Origin of the sequence: Pseudomonas thivervalensis (assembly GCF_001269655.1) — a bacterium.
GTDB lineage: Bacteria > Pseudomonadota > Gammaproteobacteria > Pseudomonadales > Pseudomonadaceae > Aquipseudomonas > Aquipseudomonas thivervalensis.
This window is the reverse complement of record NZ_LHVE01000001.1, coordinates 214469-227724: the sequence shown is the minus strand read 5'-3', so window position 1 is coordinate 227724 and position 13256 is coordinate 214469. Positions and strand designations below refer to the sequence as shown.

Below are 13256 nucleotides of genomic sequence, written 5' to 3'. Positions count from 1 at the left end.
TTAAGAGCGGGGGCGAATCGTAAGCGACGGTAATAGTTAAATATTTTTTGAAAACTTGCTTGACGCCCCCCTGAAAAACCCGTTTAATGCGCCCCGTTGCCCAGATAGCTCAGTCGGTAGAGCAGGGGATTGAAAATCCCCGTGTCGGCGGTTCGATTCCGTCTCTGGGCACCAAAATACCGAAAACCCCGATCAAGCAATTGATCGGGGTTTTTTATTGCCCGGGATTTTCTTCCTGTGCATTGTCGACTCAGCTACATTCGTCCGCTCCCCTCTAGCAAGCGAGTCGACATGGACATTACCGGCATCCCCTTCGGCACCACCGATTGGTCAACCCTCGAACCCACCGAGCATAAGGGCATTACCGGAACCGCCTATTGGCGCACCCAACAGTTCGGGAACATTCGGGTGCGGATGGTGGAATACACGCCTGGGTACCTGGCCGACCATTGGTGCACCAAGGGCCACATCCTGTTTTGCCTCAAGGGCGAGCTCAATACTGAACTCGAAGACGGCCGGCAGTTTTTGCTCAAGCCGGGCATGAGCTATCAGGTCGCCGACCAGGCCGAGCCTCATCGATCCTTCACTTCATCGGGGGCTACGCTCTTCATCGTGGATTGAGATTCGAAGCGTCCGCGTTGAAGCTGTAGGATAGATGGCCTTATCCATCAGGAATCCGACCATGTCATCGGCGAACAAACAGCAGAAGCGCAGCCAGCGCGCCAAGGCGAAAGCCAAGCAGAACCGCATTCAGCGTGCTGCTGCGCCGAACGATTTCCTTGACCCGAACGATGAGCGCATCGATCTGGAAACCGTGGACCTATCGGACCTGTTCCAACTGATGGGCACCGCCGAAAAGATCAGCCAGCAGGCCATGTGCACGGTCTTCCTGGGGCATCCACTGCTGGAGTTGGTGCTGGAGCAGGAGGGCGAGGAAGAAGCCACTGACTTCATCATTACCGCCCTGATCGAATATCGCCGCCTGACCAAGGGTGTCGACGAGCAGACTGCGCTGGACTGGGTCGAGAGCAAGCAATTCCAGGCCGACTATGTGGCCGCCTCCCAGGCACTGGTGCAAGGTAAGGTCTGACTGTCGCCCGCCAAGCGCTTTGCGCCGAAGGGGTTCTCGGTAGCTGACAGGCTGTGGGGATAGCTCCTACAAACCAAGGTCCACCAACAGGGGGCGGCGTCATACCCGTCCTGCATAAATCAGTTATTTTTCCCTCCAGGCAATCAGCCCCGTCCGGCATCACCGAAACGTCGCCTGAAGCATCCTTGCGGTCCGCCCCTCTCAATGGCTGGACACTGCGATGACGCTATTGCTGCCTCAAGATGACCCACAGCTCGCCCCCTTGATCAATGAACTTGGCGAGCTGATTCGCCAGGCACGCCAGAAGGTCCTGCGTGCCGTCGATACGCTCCAGGTACAAACCTGCTGGCAGATCGGCCGACACATCATCGATGTTCGAACAGGGTGGCGCCGAACGGGCGGCTTACGGCGCAAGGTTGCTATCGTCGTTGGCGAAGGTGCTGACGGCGCGGTTTGGGAAAGGGTTTGATGCTTCAAATTTGCGCTACATGCGCCTCTTTTATCAGGCATTTCCAATCTGTGACGCACTGCGTCACGAATTGAGCTGGACTCACTATCGAACGCTGCTACGCGTCGAAAATGCGAATGCACGCCGTTGGTACATGAACGAAGCCGTCACTCAAAACTGGTCCACCCGCGCCTTGGAACGCCAGATCGGCACGCTCTATTACGAACGCCTCCTGGCAAGCAGGGACCGGCCTGCGGTAGAGCAGGAAGCGGCCGCCAATCTTGAGAAACTGGATTTCGGTCCCAGGGACATCGTCAGGGATCCGGTGGTCCTTGAGTTCCTAGGATTGCCCAATACCGGCATGCTGCTGGAAACCGACCTCGAACAGGCCTTGATCGACCAGTTACAAGGCTTCCTTCTGGAACTGGGAAAAGGCTTCGCCTTTGTCGCCCGCCAACAGCGCACCAGCACCGAAAGCAAAGACTTCTACATCGACCTGGTCTTCTATAACTACTTGCTCAAGTGTTTTGTGATCGTCGATCTCAAGCGCGGCGAGCTCAGCCACCAGGACATCGGCCAGATGGATATGTATGTGCGCCTCTACGATGACCTCAAGCGCGGCCCCGACGACAAGCCTACCGTGGGCATCATTCTCTGCGCTCAAAAGGATGAGTCGGTGGTGCGTTATTCCGTGTTGCAGGGCAATGAACAGCTATTCACCAGCCTGTATCAGTTGGTGCTCCCCACCGAAGAAGAGCTGCGCAACGCGCTGGATCGCGAACAGGCGCGCCTTGAGGAAGGGGCAATCGGGCGCAGCGACTCCAAGGAATAAAAGCCGATACTCCATGATCGCGCACTTAAAAAACCCATGTAAGATTGATGCGCTTTTTTTCCAGCAACGCTCCAGTCAATGAGCTCCATCCTGCATGTCACCGGCCGCCACCCACCCTTCCCTGATCCAGGCATTGCGGACCGAAACCGCTGAACTGCATGTTGCCCTGGAAAAACGCCTGCCGTTTTTCTCGCAGCGGTTGGACATGGATCTATACCGGCGCTTGATGGCGGCCTACTACGGTTTTTATCAGCCGCTGGAGCAAAGGCTTCACGTGCTGGCGCTGGTTCCGACCGGGCTGGACCAATCCCTGCGCGTCAAACTCCCGGTGCTACGGGCCGACCTCGCGGAACTGGGCCTGGACGAAGCCGCTATCGAGGCATTGCCCACCTGCCAGGCGCTGCCGCGAATCGACTCTCGAGCCGCCGCCCTCGGCGTTTCCTACGTGCTGGAAGGCGCGACCCTCGGCGGGCAGATCCTGCGGCGCAGGGTGGCCGAGCAGCTCGGTCTTGATGCTTCCAGCGGCGCCGCGTTCCTCAATGTGTATGGCGAACTCACCGGCCGACGCTGGAAGGATTTCCTTCAATACCTGGACGACAGGAACCTTGGCGAGGCCCGGACGCTCGAAGTCACACGCGCCGCCAAGGCGACGTTCTCTCATTTTGAACACTGGCTGGACAGCCAAAAGGTACTGCTATGAACCCGGAAAACCAGGAAGCTTTCGAAGAACTGCTGGCCAATTGCGCAGACGAACCGATTCGCTTTCCTGGGACCATCCAGCCTCACGGCGTGTTGGTGATGCTCTCCGAGCCCGATTTCGTGATCCGTCAGGTCAGCGCCAACGTGTTGCAGTTGATGGGGCAAGATCCCCACAGGCTGTTGGGCCAGACCCTCGACGCACTGTTGGGGCTGGAACAGGCCGAGGCGATCCTCGTCGCCTGTCGCGCCGCCCCGGACAGCGACAACGTGCCCGTGGCCATTGTCGTCAACCAGCAGCGCTTTGACGCCCTGGTGCATCGCCATCAGGGCGCCCTGATCGTCGAACTGGAACAGCACCTGAGCGACTATCGCCCCGAAGGCGTCAGCGGCGAGGCCAACCTGGGTCGCATGTTGCAACGCCTGCAAAGTGCGAAAACCCTCCAGGCCCTGTACGAAATCAGTGTGCGGGAAATCCAGGCCATGACCGGTTACGACCGGGTGCTGATCTACCGCTTCGAGGAAGAAGGCCACGGCCAGGTGATTGCCGAGGCCAGCGCGCCGTCGATGGAACTCTACAAAGGGCTGTTTTTCCCAGCATCGGATATTCCCGAACAGGCCCGTGAGCTGTATCGCACCAACTGGCTGCGGATCATCCCTAACGCCGACTACGCACCGGTGCCGCTGGTCCCGGAACGGCGGCCCGACACCCAGGCGCCCCTGGACCTGAGTTTTGCCACACTGCGCAGCGTCTCGCCGATCCACCGCCAGTACATGAAAAACATGGGCGTGCTGTCCTCCATGAGCATCTCGTTGATGGAGGGCGAGCGCTTGTGGGGGCTGATCAGTTGCGGCCATCGCCAGCCGCTGCTGGTGCCCCATGAAATGCGCATGGCCTGCCAGACCATCGGCCAGGTGCTGTCGCTGCAGATCAGCGCCATGCAGGCCCTGGAGCTGAACCGGCAACGAGACGCCAAGCTTGAAGACCTCAAGGTCCTCGCAGCGGTCATGGCCGAATCCAGCGACAACGTCTTCGACGGCCTGTCCCACGAGCCGCAACGCCTCATGGACTTGACCGGGGCCAGCGGCGTGGCGATTTTCGAGGACAACAAGCTGCACCGCCATGGCCAGTGCCCGGAACCGGAGCAGATCCGCGAGCTGCACAAATGGATCCTGGAAACCGGCGAGCCGGTGTTCGCCCACCACAACCTGGGTAGCGTCTTCGCACCTGCCCAGGCTTATCAGGACGTGGCGAGCGGCGTATTGGCGATCCACCTGCCCAAGCCTGTGGAAAACGGCGTGTTGTGGTTCCGCCCCGAGGTGAAGCAAACCCTCCAATGGAGCGGCGACCCGCAAAAGCCCCTGGACCTGGAAAACAGCGAGACCGGCCTGCGCCTGCGGCCCCGGACGTCTTTCGAAATCTGGAAAGTCGAAATGGCCGGCATCAGTACCAAATGGACCCATGGCGATCTGTTCGCCGCCAACGACCTGCGGCGCTCGGCCCTGGAAAATGACCTGGCCCGCCAGGTGCACAAGGAGCGCCAGGCCGTACAGGCCCGCGACGAGCTGGTGGCCGTGGTCTCCCATGACCTGCGCAACCCGATGACGGTCATTTCCATGCTCTGCGGCATGATGCAAAAGGCCTTCAGCTCCGACGGTTCCCACAGCTCCAAGCGAATTTCTTCCGCCATCGACACCATGCAGCAAGCTACCAGCCGCATGAACGCATTGTTGGAGGACCTGCTCGACACTTCGCGCATCGATGCCGGGCGCTACACCATCAACCCCCAACCGATGGACGTCAGCCAGATCTTCGAAGACGCCTGCTCGCTGCTGACGCCGCTGGCCACTGCCAAGGCCATCGACATTTCCTTCCATGCCGAACCCAACCTGCGGATCAACGCCGATCCCGAGCGGCTGTTCCAGGTGCTGTCCAACCTGATCGGCAATGCCATCAAGTTCACGCCACAGCAGGGCTCCGTGGGCATCAGTGCGATGTCTGTCGGTAACGAGATCGTGTTCAGTGTGCGCGACACCGGTGAAGGGATTTCGCCAGAGCAATTGCCCCATGTTTTCGAGCGCTACTGGACGACCAAGGAAGGCAACCCGAACGGTACCGGCCTGGGGTTGTACATTTCCAAGGGGATTGTCCAGGCTCATGGCGGTAAACTGCACGCCGAAAGCCAGCCAGGCCAGGGCAGCGAATTCCGCTTTACCGTGCCGAAAATCGACTGAGCCGGGCACCGCCCCCTAACGAATTGGAAACCGAAGCCCAATGGCCTCACTGAACAAACAGCAAAAACGCGCCAAGCGCGCCAAAGACAAAGCCAAGCAAATCCGCATGACCGGGCGCAAATCGATCCCGATGTATGGCGACCCGGCCCATGCCACCGCCCAGCCACCGGTCTACGTGTTGGAACTGTTCGCCAAGCTGCGCGACGCCGAGGCCATCAGCCGCAGTGAAATGCTCGATACGCTGCTCGCGTCCCTGAGCGTGATGATCATCGAACGCCCAGGCCTGCTCGACCTGAAAAATGCCGAAAACGAAAGCATGGCGGCGACCAACCTGGCCGCCGACATGCTGGTGGACTACCGCATGTGGGTTGATGAGATGGACCGCGAGACCGCCCAGCGCTGGCTCAGCACACCGGAGTTCATCAAGGATTTCAGCGAGGCGCTGGACCGCTATCGCCAAGTCCTGGAAGAAGAATCGGCCAGCGAATAAGCCGGTCGGCTATTCGTCACTGTTCCAATGGAACACCAGTTTGCGCGCGGCCCCGCTGCCTACCTCAGCCGTGTCGCGCCGCACCTCACCATTGCGCGTCGCCACCACGTTGTACTTGCCCGGCGGCAGTTGCACATAAACCAGCGGCCCCGCATCGCTGAGGGTCAGCAATGTCTGTCCCGATGCGTTCTGCACGGTGACCTCCACATCCGGGACGTATTTGTTCTCCGGGCCGATCGCAAAGGTCATGTGCAGGTTGTAACCCTGGGCCTGCTCGATGGCCCGGGCTTCATCTTCGCCGATGCCGCCGGACAGATAGGTCATGCCGTTCTGCTGCATGGGCTGGACCTGCACGCCTGTGTTGTCTACAGCGGCGAGGCTGGTGGCGTTGAGAGCGATGGGGAACAGCAGAATGCTGATGGCAACGAAAGGCAACAAAAAATGCTGGAGGGATTTCATGATGGAAACTCCCGCGCCCAGGAAAAGGCTCTATTGTCATTTCTCTTTGATTATTAATCATCCATCTGGGTTTAGACCGATTGGAACTTGCCTACACTGCGGTTTGGAATAGAGCCCAGCCAAGAACACTTTCATGACAAATAGCGCTGAGCGTCAGCAAGGCTGGGATAGGTGGTTCGATGACTATGCCGTAACTGCGGACTTCATGACTGAACGCGAGCAGCCTGATGGGCCAAAGGATAAACAGACAGACCGTCCGGTGGACGATAGACAGGCACCAGACGAACGCTCATCCGGTTAACCCTTCCAACCCCCGCCCAAAGCTGGCACCATCGCGCCTTTTTTTACGCAACTCCCCGGGCTTTTCACTGGTAAACAAGGTTCAAACGGCCGTTCGGTTGTTGATGGCGCGACAGTCTGCTGCGCCGATGCGACAACCTGCCGCACATCACCGGTTTACCGCCCGTAGCGCTGTTGGCGGCCATTGGGACGCATGCTAGCTTGGCCGCCTCGCCAAGGAAGGCAGCCAACAGCAAGGGAGCACATACCATGAGGACCGCACATGGCCCAGGCCACGCCCGCGCTTGAAATCCGCAACCTGCACAAACGCTACGGACAGCTGGAGGTGCTCAAAGGCGTCTCGCTGACCGCCCGCGACGGCGATGTGATCTCGATCCTCGGATCCTCCGGGTCCGGCAAGTCCACATTCCTGCGTTGCATCAACCTGCTGGAAAATCCCAACCAGGGCCAGATCCTGGTGGCCGGCGAAGCGCTCAAGCTCAAGGCCGCAAAGAACGGTGAACTGGTGGCCGCCGACGGCAAACAGATCAACCGCCTGCGCAGCGAGATCGGTTTTGTCTTCCAGAACTTCAACCTTTGGCCGCACATGAGCGTGCTCGATAACATCATCGAAGCGCCGCGCCGGGTGCTTGGCCAGAGCAAGGCCGAAGCCGTCGAAGTGGCCGAAGCGCTGCTGGCCAAGGTCGGTATCGCCGACAAGCGCCACGCCTACCCGGCCGAACTGTCCGGTGGCCAACAACAACGCGCCGCCATTGCCCGCACACTGGCGATGCAGCCCAAGGTGATTCTGTTCGACGAACCCACCTCCGCCCTTGACCCGGAAATGGTCCAGGAAGTACTTAGTGTGATCCGCGCCCTGGCCGAAGAAGGACGCACCATGCTGCTGGTCACCCATGAAATGGGCTTCGCCCGTCAGGTTTCCAGCGAAGTCGTGTTTCTTCATCAAGGCCTGGTCGAGGAGCAAGGATCGCCACAGCAGGTCTTCGAGAACCCGCTTTCGGCGCGCTGCAAACAATTCATGTCCAGCAACCGCTAACGGAGCAGTACACATGCAGACCTACAAGAAATTCCTCCTGGCCGCAGCGGCCAGCCTGGTCTTCTCGGCCAGCGCCATGGCGGCCGAAAAGCTGAAGATGGGCATCGAAGCGGCCTATCCGCCGTTCAACAACAAGGACGCCAGCGGCCAGGTCGTGGGTTTCGACAAAGACATCGGCGACGCCCTGTGCGCCAAGATGAAAGTCGAGTGCGAAGTGGTCACGTCCGACTGGGACGGCATCATCCCCGCCCTGATGGCCAAGAAGTTCGATTTCCTGATTTCTTCGCTGTCGATCAACGACGAGCGCAAGCAAGCCGTGGACTTCACCGACCCGTACTACTCCAACAAACTGCAATTCATCGCCCCGAAAAACGTCGACTTCAAAATCGATAAAGAGTCTCTCCAAGGTAAGGTCATCGGGGCACAGCGCTCTACGCTCGCCGGCACCTGGATGGAAGACAACATGGAAGGCGTCGAGCTGAAACTCTATGACACTCAGGAAAATGCCTACCTGGACCTGATCTCCGGCCGCGTTGACGGGATCCTGGCAGACAAATACGTGAACTACGACTGGCTGAAAACCGACGCTGGCCGTGCTTACGAATTCAAAGGTGACCCGGTGGTAGAGGGCGACAAGATCGCCATCGCCGTGCGCAAGGGCGATCAACTGCGTGACCGACTGAACGCCGCACTGAAAGAAATTGTTGCTGACGGCACCTATAAAAAGATCAACGACAAGTACTTCCCGTTCAGCATCTATTGATCCTGACGTGCCTGGCTGGCGCCCGCTATTGCGCGGCGCCGGCCCTTAGCAAAGCCTGCCGCGATATGAACACACACCCATGATGATCGATCTCTACGGATTCGGCCCAGCGCTCGCCGCCGGCGCGCTGATGACCGTCAAGTTGGCCCTTTCTGCCTTAGGCCTGGGACTGGTACTCGGCCTGCTCGGCGCCTTGGCCAAGACCTCGCCACACAAGCCGCTGCAATGGCTGGGCGGCACCTATTCGACGCTGGTTCGCGGCATCCCGGAATTGCTCTGGGTGCTATTGATCTATTTCGGCACCGTCAACCTGATGCGCGCCTTGGGTGAATACTTCGGCAACCCCGACCTTGCCCTCAACGCCTTCGCCGCCGGGGTCATTGCCCTGGGCCTGTGCTTTGGCGCCTACGCCACGGAAGTGTTTCGCGGCGCGATCCTGGCGATTCCCAAGGGCCATCGCGAGGCCGGCGTCGCCCTGGGCCTGTCGAAATGGCGGATCTTCACCCGGCTGATCATGCCGCAGATGTGGCGCATCGCCCTGCCTGGCCTGGGCAACCTGTTCATGATCCTGATGAAGGACACCGCGCTGGTCTCGGTGATTGGCCTGGAAGAGATCATGCGTCATGCGCAAATCGGCGTGACCGTGTCCAAGCAACCGTTCACCTTCTATATGGTCGCAGCCTTCATGTACCTGGGACTGACGGTGTTCGCCATGATCGGCATGCACCTGCTGGAACGACGCGCCGCCCGTGGATTTACCAGGAGCACCCAATGAACTGGGACGTCATCATCAAGTGGCTGCCGAAGCTGGCCCAGGGCGCGACACTGACCCTGGAACTGGTGGCCATCGCCGTGATCGCCGGGCTGTTGCTGGCGATTCCACTGGGCATCGCCCGCTCTTCACGTCTGTGGCAAGTGCGGGCATTGCCCTACGCCTACATCTTCTTTTTCCGTGGCACGCCGCTGTTGGTCCAGCTGTTTCTGGTCTACTACGGCCTGGCGCAATTCGATGCCGTGCGCAGCAGCGCGCTGTGGCCCTACCTGCGGGACCCGTTCTGGTGCGCCACGGCCACCATGACCCTGCACACCGCGGCCTACATCGCCGAGATCCTCCGCGGCGCGATCCAGGCCATCCCCCGTGGCGAGATCGAAGCCGCACGGGCCCTGGGCATGTCGCGGCCCAAGGCGCTGTTCTACATCATGCTGCCCCGCGCCGCGCGCATCGGCCTGCCGGCCTACAGCAACGAAGTGATCCTGATGCTCAAGGCCAGCGCACTGGCGAGTACCGTGACCTTGCTGGAACTCACCGGCATGGCCCGTACCATCATTGCCCGGACCTATATGCCGGTGGAGATCTTCTTCGCGGCCGGCATGTTCTACCTGCTGATGTCCTTCGTCCTGGTGCAAGGCTTCAAACAGTTGGAACGCTGGTTGCGCGTCGATGCCTGCCAGGGACGCTGACAGCGGCGTGCTGACGGGCGAAGCACTGCTCGCCCGCTTCACGGCGCTGGACGTTTTTCTCACAGCGCACCAGGCACTGTGGAAACCGCGCCCGTTCACTCATCTGCGGCTGCCTTGGGAAACCTCCCACCCGGAATTGGCCCGATGGCTACGCCAGCGCTCGCTGGAAGCGGCGGAAAACGATCATCATCAGCCGTGGTTGATGGCAGAAGCGCCAGCGCCATTCCCAGCATTGGCCGCAATCTCCCGCGCATTGAGCACTGTTGCAAAATTACCCGCCAGCACGCTCGAAGCACCAAGCCACCGCCTGAACGTCGACGTACCCGGGCGTAAATGGTGGCAGATCGAAGCCTTCGCCAGCCGCCTGCACTTCACCACCCAACCGACTCACTGGCTCGATTGGTGCGCCGGCAAAGGCCACCTCGGCCGAAGGCTGCTGCACGCTGAGCAGCAACTGACCTGCCTGGAGTACGACCCTACGCTGGTCGCCAGCGGCCAACTGTTGAGCCAGCGCCATCACCTGCCCGCCACGCACCTGCAACAGGATGTGCTGGCGGCAGACGCGGCCCAGGCGCTGCACCCGGGACACACCCCCGTGGCCCTGCATGCGTGCGGCGACCTGCATGTACGCTTGATGCACCTGGCCAGCGCTGCTGGCTGTGCACAACTGGCTATCGCGCCGTGCTGCTACAACCGCATCAGCAGCGAGCGTTATCAAGCGCTGTCCGACGCCGCCCAAGGCTCTGCACTACAGCTATCACTCGATGATCTCGGCCTGCCGCAGACTGAGACTGTCACTGCTGGCGCGCGCGTAAGAAGACAGCGGGACCAATCAATGGCCTGGCGCCTGGGTTTCGACCTCCTGCAACGGCAAATCAGAGGGTGCGACGACTACCTGCCCACTCCCTCATTGCCCAGCGCCTGGCTGGAAAAATCCTTCGCCCAATACTGCACCGATCTGGCAGCCCTGAAAGACTTATCCACAGTCGGCACGCCTGATTGGGACGCCTTGGAAGCAGCAGGCCACCAGCGCCTGGCCGAGGTGCGCAACCTGGAGTTGCTGCGAGGCCTTTTCCGACGGCCACTGGAGCTTTGGCTGGCGCTGGACCGAGCCCTTTTCCTCACGCAAAAGGGCTACCACGTTTGCCTTGGCACCTTCTGCGAAACAGCGCTGACGCCGCGCAATTTGCTACTGCTGGCAGAACGTTGCTGAGACGAAACAGCCTGTGGATAACTCTGTTGATGAAATAAACCTGGATCCAAGAAATCCGTGATTTCCTGACCGTATCAGCATTGGTCATTTTTTGTTCATATGGATAAAAAACCATGAAAACAGGCATTTGCGACAAAACGCGAAAGCGGTCACAAAATCGCAAGATGCCCCGCGCGCCATCCTGCCTGTTGTGCATAAGCGTCTAAGCAAAACGACATAACCGCCGAATTCAGTGCTGCTCCGCGCCAATAATTGCGTCCACCGCGCCCGTGCTATACAACAGCCCCACGTATCGTGATTGACACAATGCCGACGCACTCAAGGACTGGCCGTGACGTTCATTTCCTACGCACAAAACTTCGAAGACATACGCCTGTGGCGCGCCCTTCAATCGGTGGAAAACGGCTTTTACCTCGACGTCGGCGCCAACCATCCGACAGATGATTCGGTCACCCGAGCGTTCTACGAGCGCGGCTGGCGCGGCATCAACATCGAACCGGTGCCAGCCTACTACGACGCGCTCTGCCGACAACGCCCCCACGACATCAACCTGCAATGCGTGGCCGGCGAAAACGCCGACAGCCTGACCTTCTACACCATCGCCGACACCGGCCTGTCCACGGTAGAAGCCAGCATCGCCCAACAACACCGCGACGCCGGCATGGACGTGCGCAACCAGACCGTCCAATCCCGCACCCTGGCCTCCATCTGCGAGCAATACGCCCAGGACCGCCCCATCCACTTCCTGAAAATCGACGTCGAAGGCCACGAAGAAACCGTGCTGCGCGGCATGGACTTCACCCGCTGGCGCCCCTGGATCATCCTCATCGAAACCCCATGGGCCCGCGACCAGACCTGGGAAACCCTGGTGACCGACGCCGGCTACCAGTCCATCCTGTTCGACGGCATCAACACCTACTACCTCGCCAAAGAACACCTGGCCCTCAAAGCCGCCTTCGACATCCCCCCGTGCAACCTCGACGGCTTCCAACTCTGCAAAGGCCACAAATTCAGCCACCCCATCGACGACACGGACCAACAACTCAGCGCCGCCCTGCAACGCGCCGAAGAGGCCGAAGCCCAACTCCGCGCCATGCAAAACAGCCGTGCGTGGCGAGCCTTGCAGAAAGTACGCACCCTGCTGCGCCGCGCTTGAGCATGGGTCGTGCAAAAATAGTCAGAATTCAGGGGTTTACAGAACGCACCCAATCGCTATAATCGTCGCCCACACGCCGGTATAGCTCAGTTGGTAGAGCAACTGACTTGTAATCAGTAGGTCCCGGGTTCGACTCCTGGTGCCGGCACCATACAAAACGAAGCCCTCGCAGAAATGCGAGGGCTTCGTTGTTTCTGGAAGAATTCAAATCTCCTGAAAGCCGGATAAAGGCCAGCACCGCTTTATCAGCATCGACAGCCCTGCGTTGCTCGACCGTCTGCTCGTTATAATTTCACGTCAGTGCAACGTTGAGGGTCTCTTACACCTACCTATAATGCATCCCAACACACCCGCCAAGCCTAGGTTGACCCAGTCAGCAAGCTCAAATCGTGCGGGTTTTTTTTGCCTGGAGAAAACTACATGAGGCCCTTCGACAAACCGGCCCTCAGCGTAGAACAGCAATTGGAACGATGCTGGCCTACCTAACCGACTTGATCAGTCCAGACAGCCGGTGGAAGCTTCGCCTGGCCGAAATCATGGATCAGCAAGAGTTGGATTATTCGAGACTGATGGGTTTTCCAAATGGCTGGAAAGGTCAACAGCAATGGGGTCTAGCGTAAGTCTGGCAATGGCGCAGAGAGGAGGAATTGATATGGATATCTCAACCGCACAAAGCATCAAGCTCGCCATTGTGTCGGCAACCGGACTGTCAAAAGACGCGCTGCATATCTATTTGGGTATGGCGGTCTATTTGACGTTGATCGTTGGCACTCGACGATTCAGGCCATACCTTGGCTGGCTGGTTGTTTTCATCATTGCGTGTGCAGGCGAGTGGGTAGATCGGCGAGACGATATAGGAAGCTTCGGATACTGGCGCTGGCAGGCAAGCGCTCACGACATTCTCAACACGTTGTTTTGGCCGACGGTGCTAACACTGCTTTGGCTTTTAAAGTGCCGCAATAAAGTAAGCGTACATCCGTAAGACTCTCGCAATCTGCTCTACCACGCGGGTCTATCCAAACAGGGCTGCAAAGCCGCCCTGCTTGGATGGACCTCATTTAAAAAATCTAAAGCCCA

General features: G+C 59.4%; 13 protein-coding genes, 2 tRNA genes and 1 pseudogene. 15 read left to right on the top strand and 1 reads right to left on the bottom strand.

Going from position 1 to position 13256, the window contains the following annotated elements; translation table 11 throughout:
• The first annotated feature begins 98 nt into the window (after window positions 1–98).
• The 7 genes and pseudogenes from AD659_RS00945 to AD659_RS00915 all read left to right on the top strand — a co-directional run bounded on the left by AD659_RS00945 (window position 99) and on the right by AD659_RS00915 (window position 5791).
• Window positions 99–174, top strand: a tRNA-Phe gene (locus tag AD659_RS00945).
• A gap of 117 nt (window positions 175–291) precedes the next feature.
• The gene (locus AD659_RS00940; protein WP_053117489.1) at window positions 292–621 is read left to right on the top strand and encodes a DHCW motif cupin fold protein; all 330 of its coding nucleotides are present in this window, start codon (window positions 292–294) and stop codon (window positions 619–621) included.
• 61 nt (window positions 622–682) lie between these two features.
• Window positions 683–1090 carry a hypothetical protein gene (locus AD659_RS00935; RefSeq protein ID WP_053117486.1) on the top strand — a complete coding sequence of 136 codons (408 nt, stop codon included), beginning with the start codon at window positions 683–685 and terminating at the stop codon, window positions 1088–1090.
• 220 nt (window positions 1091–1310) lie between these two features.
• Window positions 1311–2370: pseudogene (locus AD659_RS00930) on the top strand (PDDEXK nuclease domain-containing protein).
• 94 nt (window positions 2371–2464) lie between these two features.
• Window positions 2465–3070, top strand: a complete 606-nt coding sequence (locus tag AD659_RS00925; protein ID WP_053117483.1) for a biliverdin-producing heme oxygenase — start codon at window positions 2465–2467, stop codon at window positions 3068–3070.
• A complete protein-coding gene (locus tag AD659_RS00920) occupies window positions 3067–5301 on the top strand; it encodes an ATP-binding protein (RefSeq protein WP_053117480.1) in 2235 nt (744 codons plus the stop codon). The genes AD659_RS00925 and AD659_RS00920 overlap by 4 nt, the downstream gene beginning before the upstream one ends.
• A gap of 40 nt (window positions 5302–5341) precedes the next feature.
• A complete protein-coding gene (locus AD659_RS00915; protein WP_053117477.1) occupies window positions 5342–5791 on the top strand; it encodes a hypothetical protein in 450 nt (149 codons plus the stop codon).
• Window positions 5792–5800: 9 nt separating this feature from the next.
• On the opposite strand, the gene AD659_RS00910 is transcribed toward AD659_RS00915, so the two are convergent.
• Window positions 5801–6250 carry a hypothetical protein gene (locus AD659_RS00910; RefSeq protein ID WP_053117474.1) on the bottom strand — a complete coding sequence of 150 codons (450 nt, stop codon included), beginning with the start codon at window positions 6248–6250 and terminating at the stop codon, window positions 5801–5803.
• A gap of 562 nt (window positions 6251–6812) precedes the next feature.
• On the opposite strand from AD659_RS00910, the gene AD659_RS00905 reads away from it, so the two are divergent.
• From AD659_RS00905 to AD659_RS00870, 8 genes are all read left to right on the top strand, one after another.
• Window positions 6813–7586, top strand: a complete 774-nt coding sequence (locus tag AD659_RS00905) for an ABC transporter ATP-binding protein (protein ID WP_018606345.1) — start codon at window positions 6813–6815, stop codon at window positions 7584–7586.
• 13 nt (window positions 7587–7599) lie between these two features.
• A complete protein-coding gene (locus AD659_RS00900) occupies window positions 7600–8349 on the top strand; it encodes an ABC transporter substrate-binding protein (protein ID WP_053117473.1) in 750 nt (249 codons plus the stop codon).
• Window positions 8350–8428: 79 nt separating this feature from the next.
• Window positions 8429–9124 (top strand): ABC transporter permease, encoded by a 696-nt coding sequence (locus tag AD659_RS00895; RefSeq protein WP_053117471.1) that lies wholly within the window; start codon window positions 8429–8431, stop codon window positions 9122–9124.
• Complete coding sequence (locus AD659_RS00890) at window positions 9121–9810, top strand: ABC transporter permease (protein ID WP_039592683.1); 690 nt, start codon at window positions 9121–9123, stop codon at window positions 9808–9810. The genes AD659_RS00895 and AD659_RS00890 overlap by 4 nt, the downstream gene beginning before the upstream one ends.
• Entirely contained in the window at window positions 9791–11023 is a 1233-nt protein-coding gene (locus AD659_RS00885) for a methyltransferase (protein ID WP_053117468.1), read from the top strand. Before AD659_RS00890 ends, AD659_RS00885 begins: the two co-directional genes overlap by 20 nt.
• Window positions 11024–11354: 331 nt before the next feature.
• Complete coding sequence (locus AD659_RS00880; RefSeq protein WP_053117465.1) at window positions 11355–12179, top strand: FkbM family methyltransferase; 825 nt, start codon at window positions 11355–11357, stop codon at window positions 12177–12179.
• Between the two features lie 75 nt (window positions 12180–12254).
• Window positions 12255–12330: transfer RNA gene (locus tag AD659_RS00875), tRNA-Thr, on the top strand.
• Between the two features lie 501 nt (window positions 12331–12831).
• Entirely contained in the window at window positions 12832–13161 is a 330-nt protein-coding gene (locus tag AD659_RS00870; protein WP_053117462.1) for a hypothetical protein, read from the top strand.
• The last annotated feature ends 95 nt before the right edge of the window (window positions 13162–13256 follow it).

Excerpts from the sequence above, each read along its gene's own strand:
- AD659_RS00905 (WP_018606345.1), top strand. The coding sequence starts at position 6,813 with ATGGCCCAGGCCACGCCCGCGCTTGAAATCCGCAACCTGCACAAACGC.
- AD659_RS00895 (WP_053117471.1), top strand. The coding sequence starts at position 8,429 with ATGATGATCGATCTCTACGGATTCGGCCCAGCGCTCGCCGCCGGCGCG.
- AD659_RS00890 (WP_039592683.1), top strand. The coding sequence starts at position 9,121 with ATGAACTGGGACGTCATCATCAAGTGGCTGCCGAAGCTGGCCCAGGGC.
- AD659_RS00935 (WP_053117486.1), top strand. The coding sequence starts at position 683 with ATGTCATCGGCGAACAAACAGCAGAAGCGCAGCCAGCGCGCCAAGGCG.
- AD659_RS00940 (WP_053117489.1), top strand. The coding sequence starts at position 292 with ATGGACATTACCGGCATCCCCTTCGGCACCACCGATTGGTCAACCCTC.
- AD659_RS00915 (WP_053117477.1), top strand. The coding sequence starts at position 5,342 with ATGGCCTCACTGAACAAACAGCAAAAACGCGCCAAGCGCGCCAAAGAC.
- AD659_RS00925 (WP_053117483.1), top strand. The coding sequence starts at position 2,465 with ATGTCACCGGCCGCCACCCACCCTTCCCTGATCCAGGCATTGCGGACC.
- AD659_RS00910 (WP_053117474.1), bottom strand. The coding sequence starts at position 6,250 with ATGAAATCCCTCCAGCATTTTTTGTTGCCTTTCGTTGCCATCAGCATT.
- AD659_RS00870 (WP_053117462.1), top strand. The coding sequence starts at position 12,832 with ATGGATATCTCAACCGCACAAAGCATCAAGCTCGCCATTGTGTCGGCA.
- AD659_RS00920 (WP_053117480.1), top strand. The coding sequence starts at position 3,067 with ATGAACCCGGAAAACCAGGAAGCTTTCGAAGAACTGCTGGCCAATTGC.
- AD659_RS00885 (WP_053117468.1), top strand. The coding sequence starts at position 9,791 with ATGCCTGCCAGGGACGCTGACAGCGGCGTGCTGACGGGCGAAGCACTG.
- AD659_RS00900 (WP_053117473.1), top strand. The coding sequence starts at position 7,600 with ATGCAGACCTACAAGAAATTCCTCCTGGCCGCAGCGGCCAGCCTGGTC.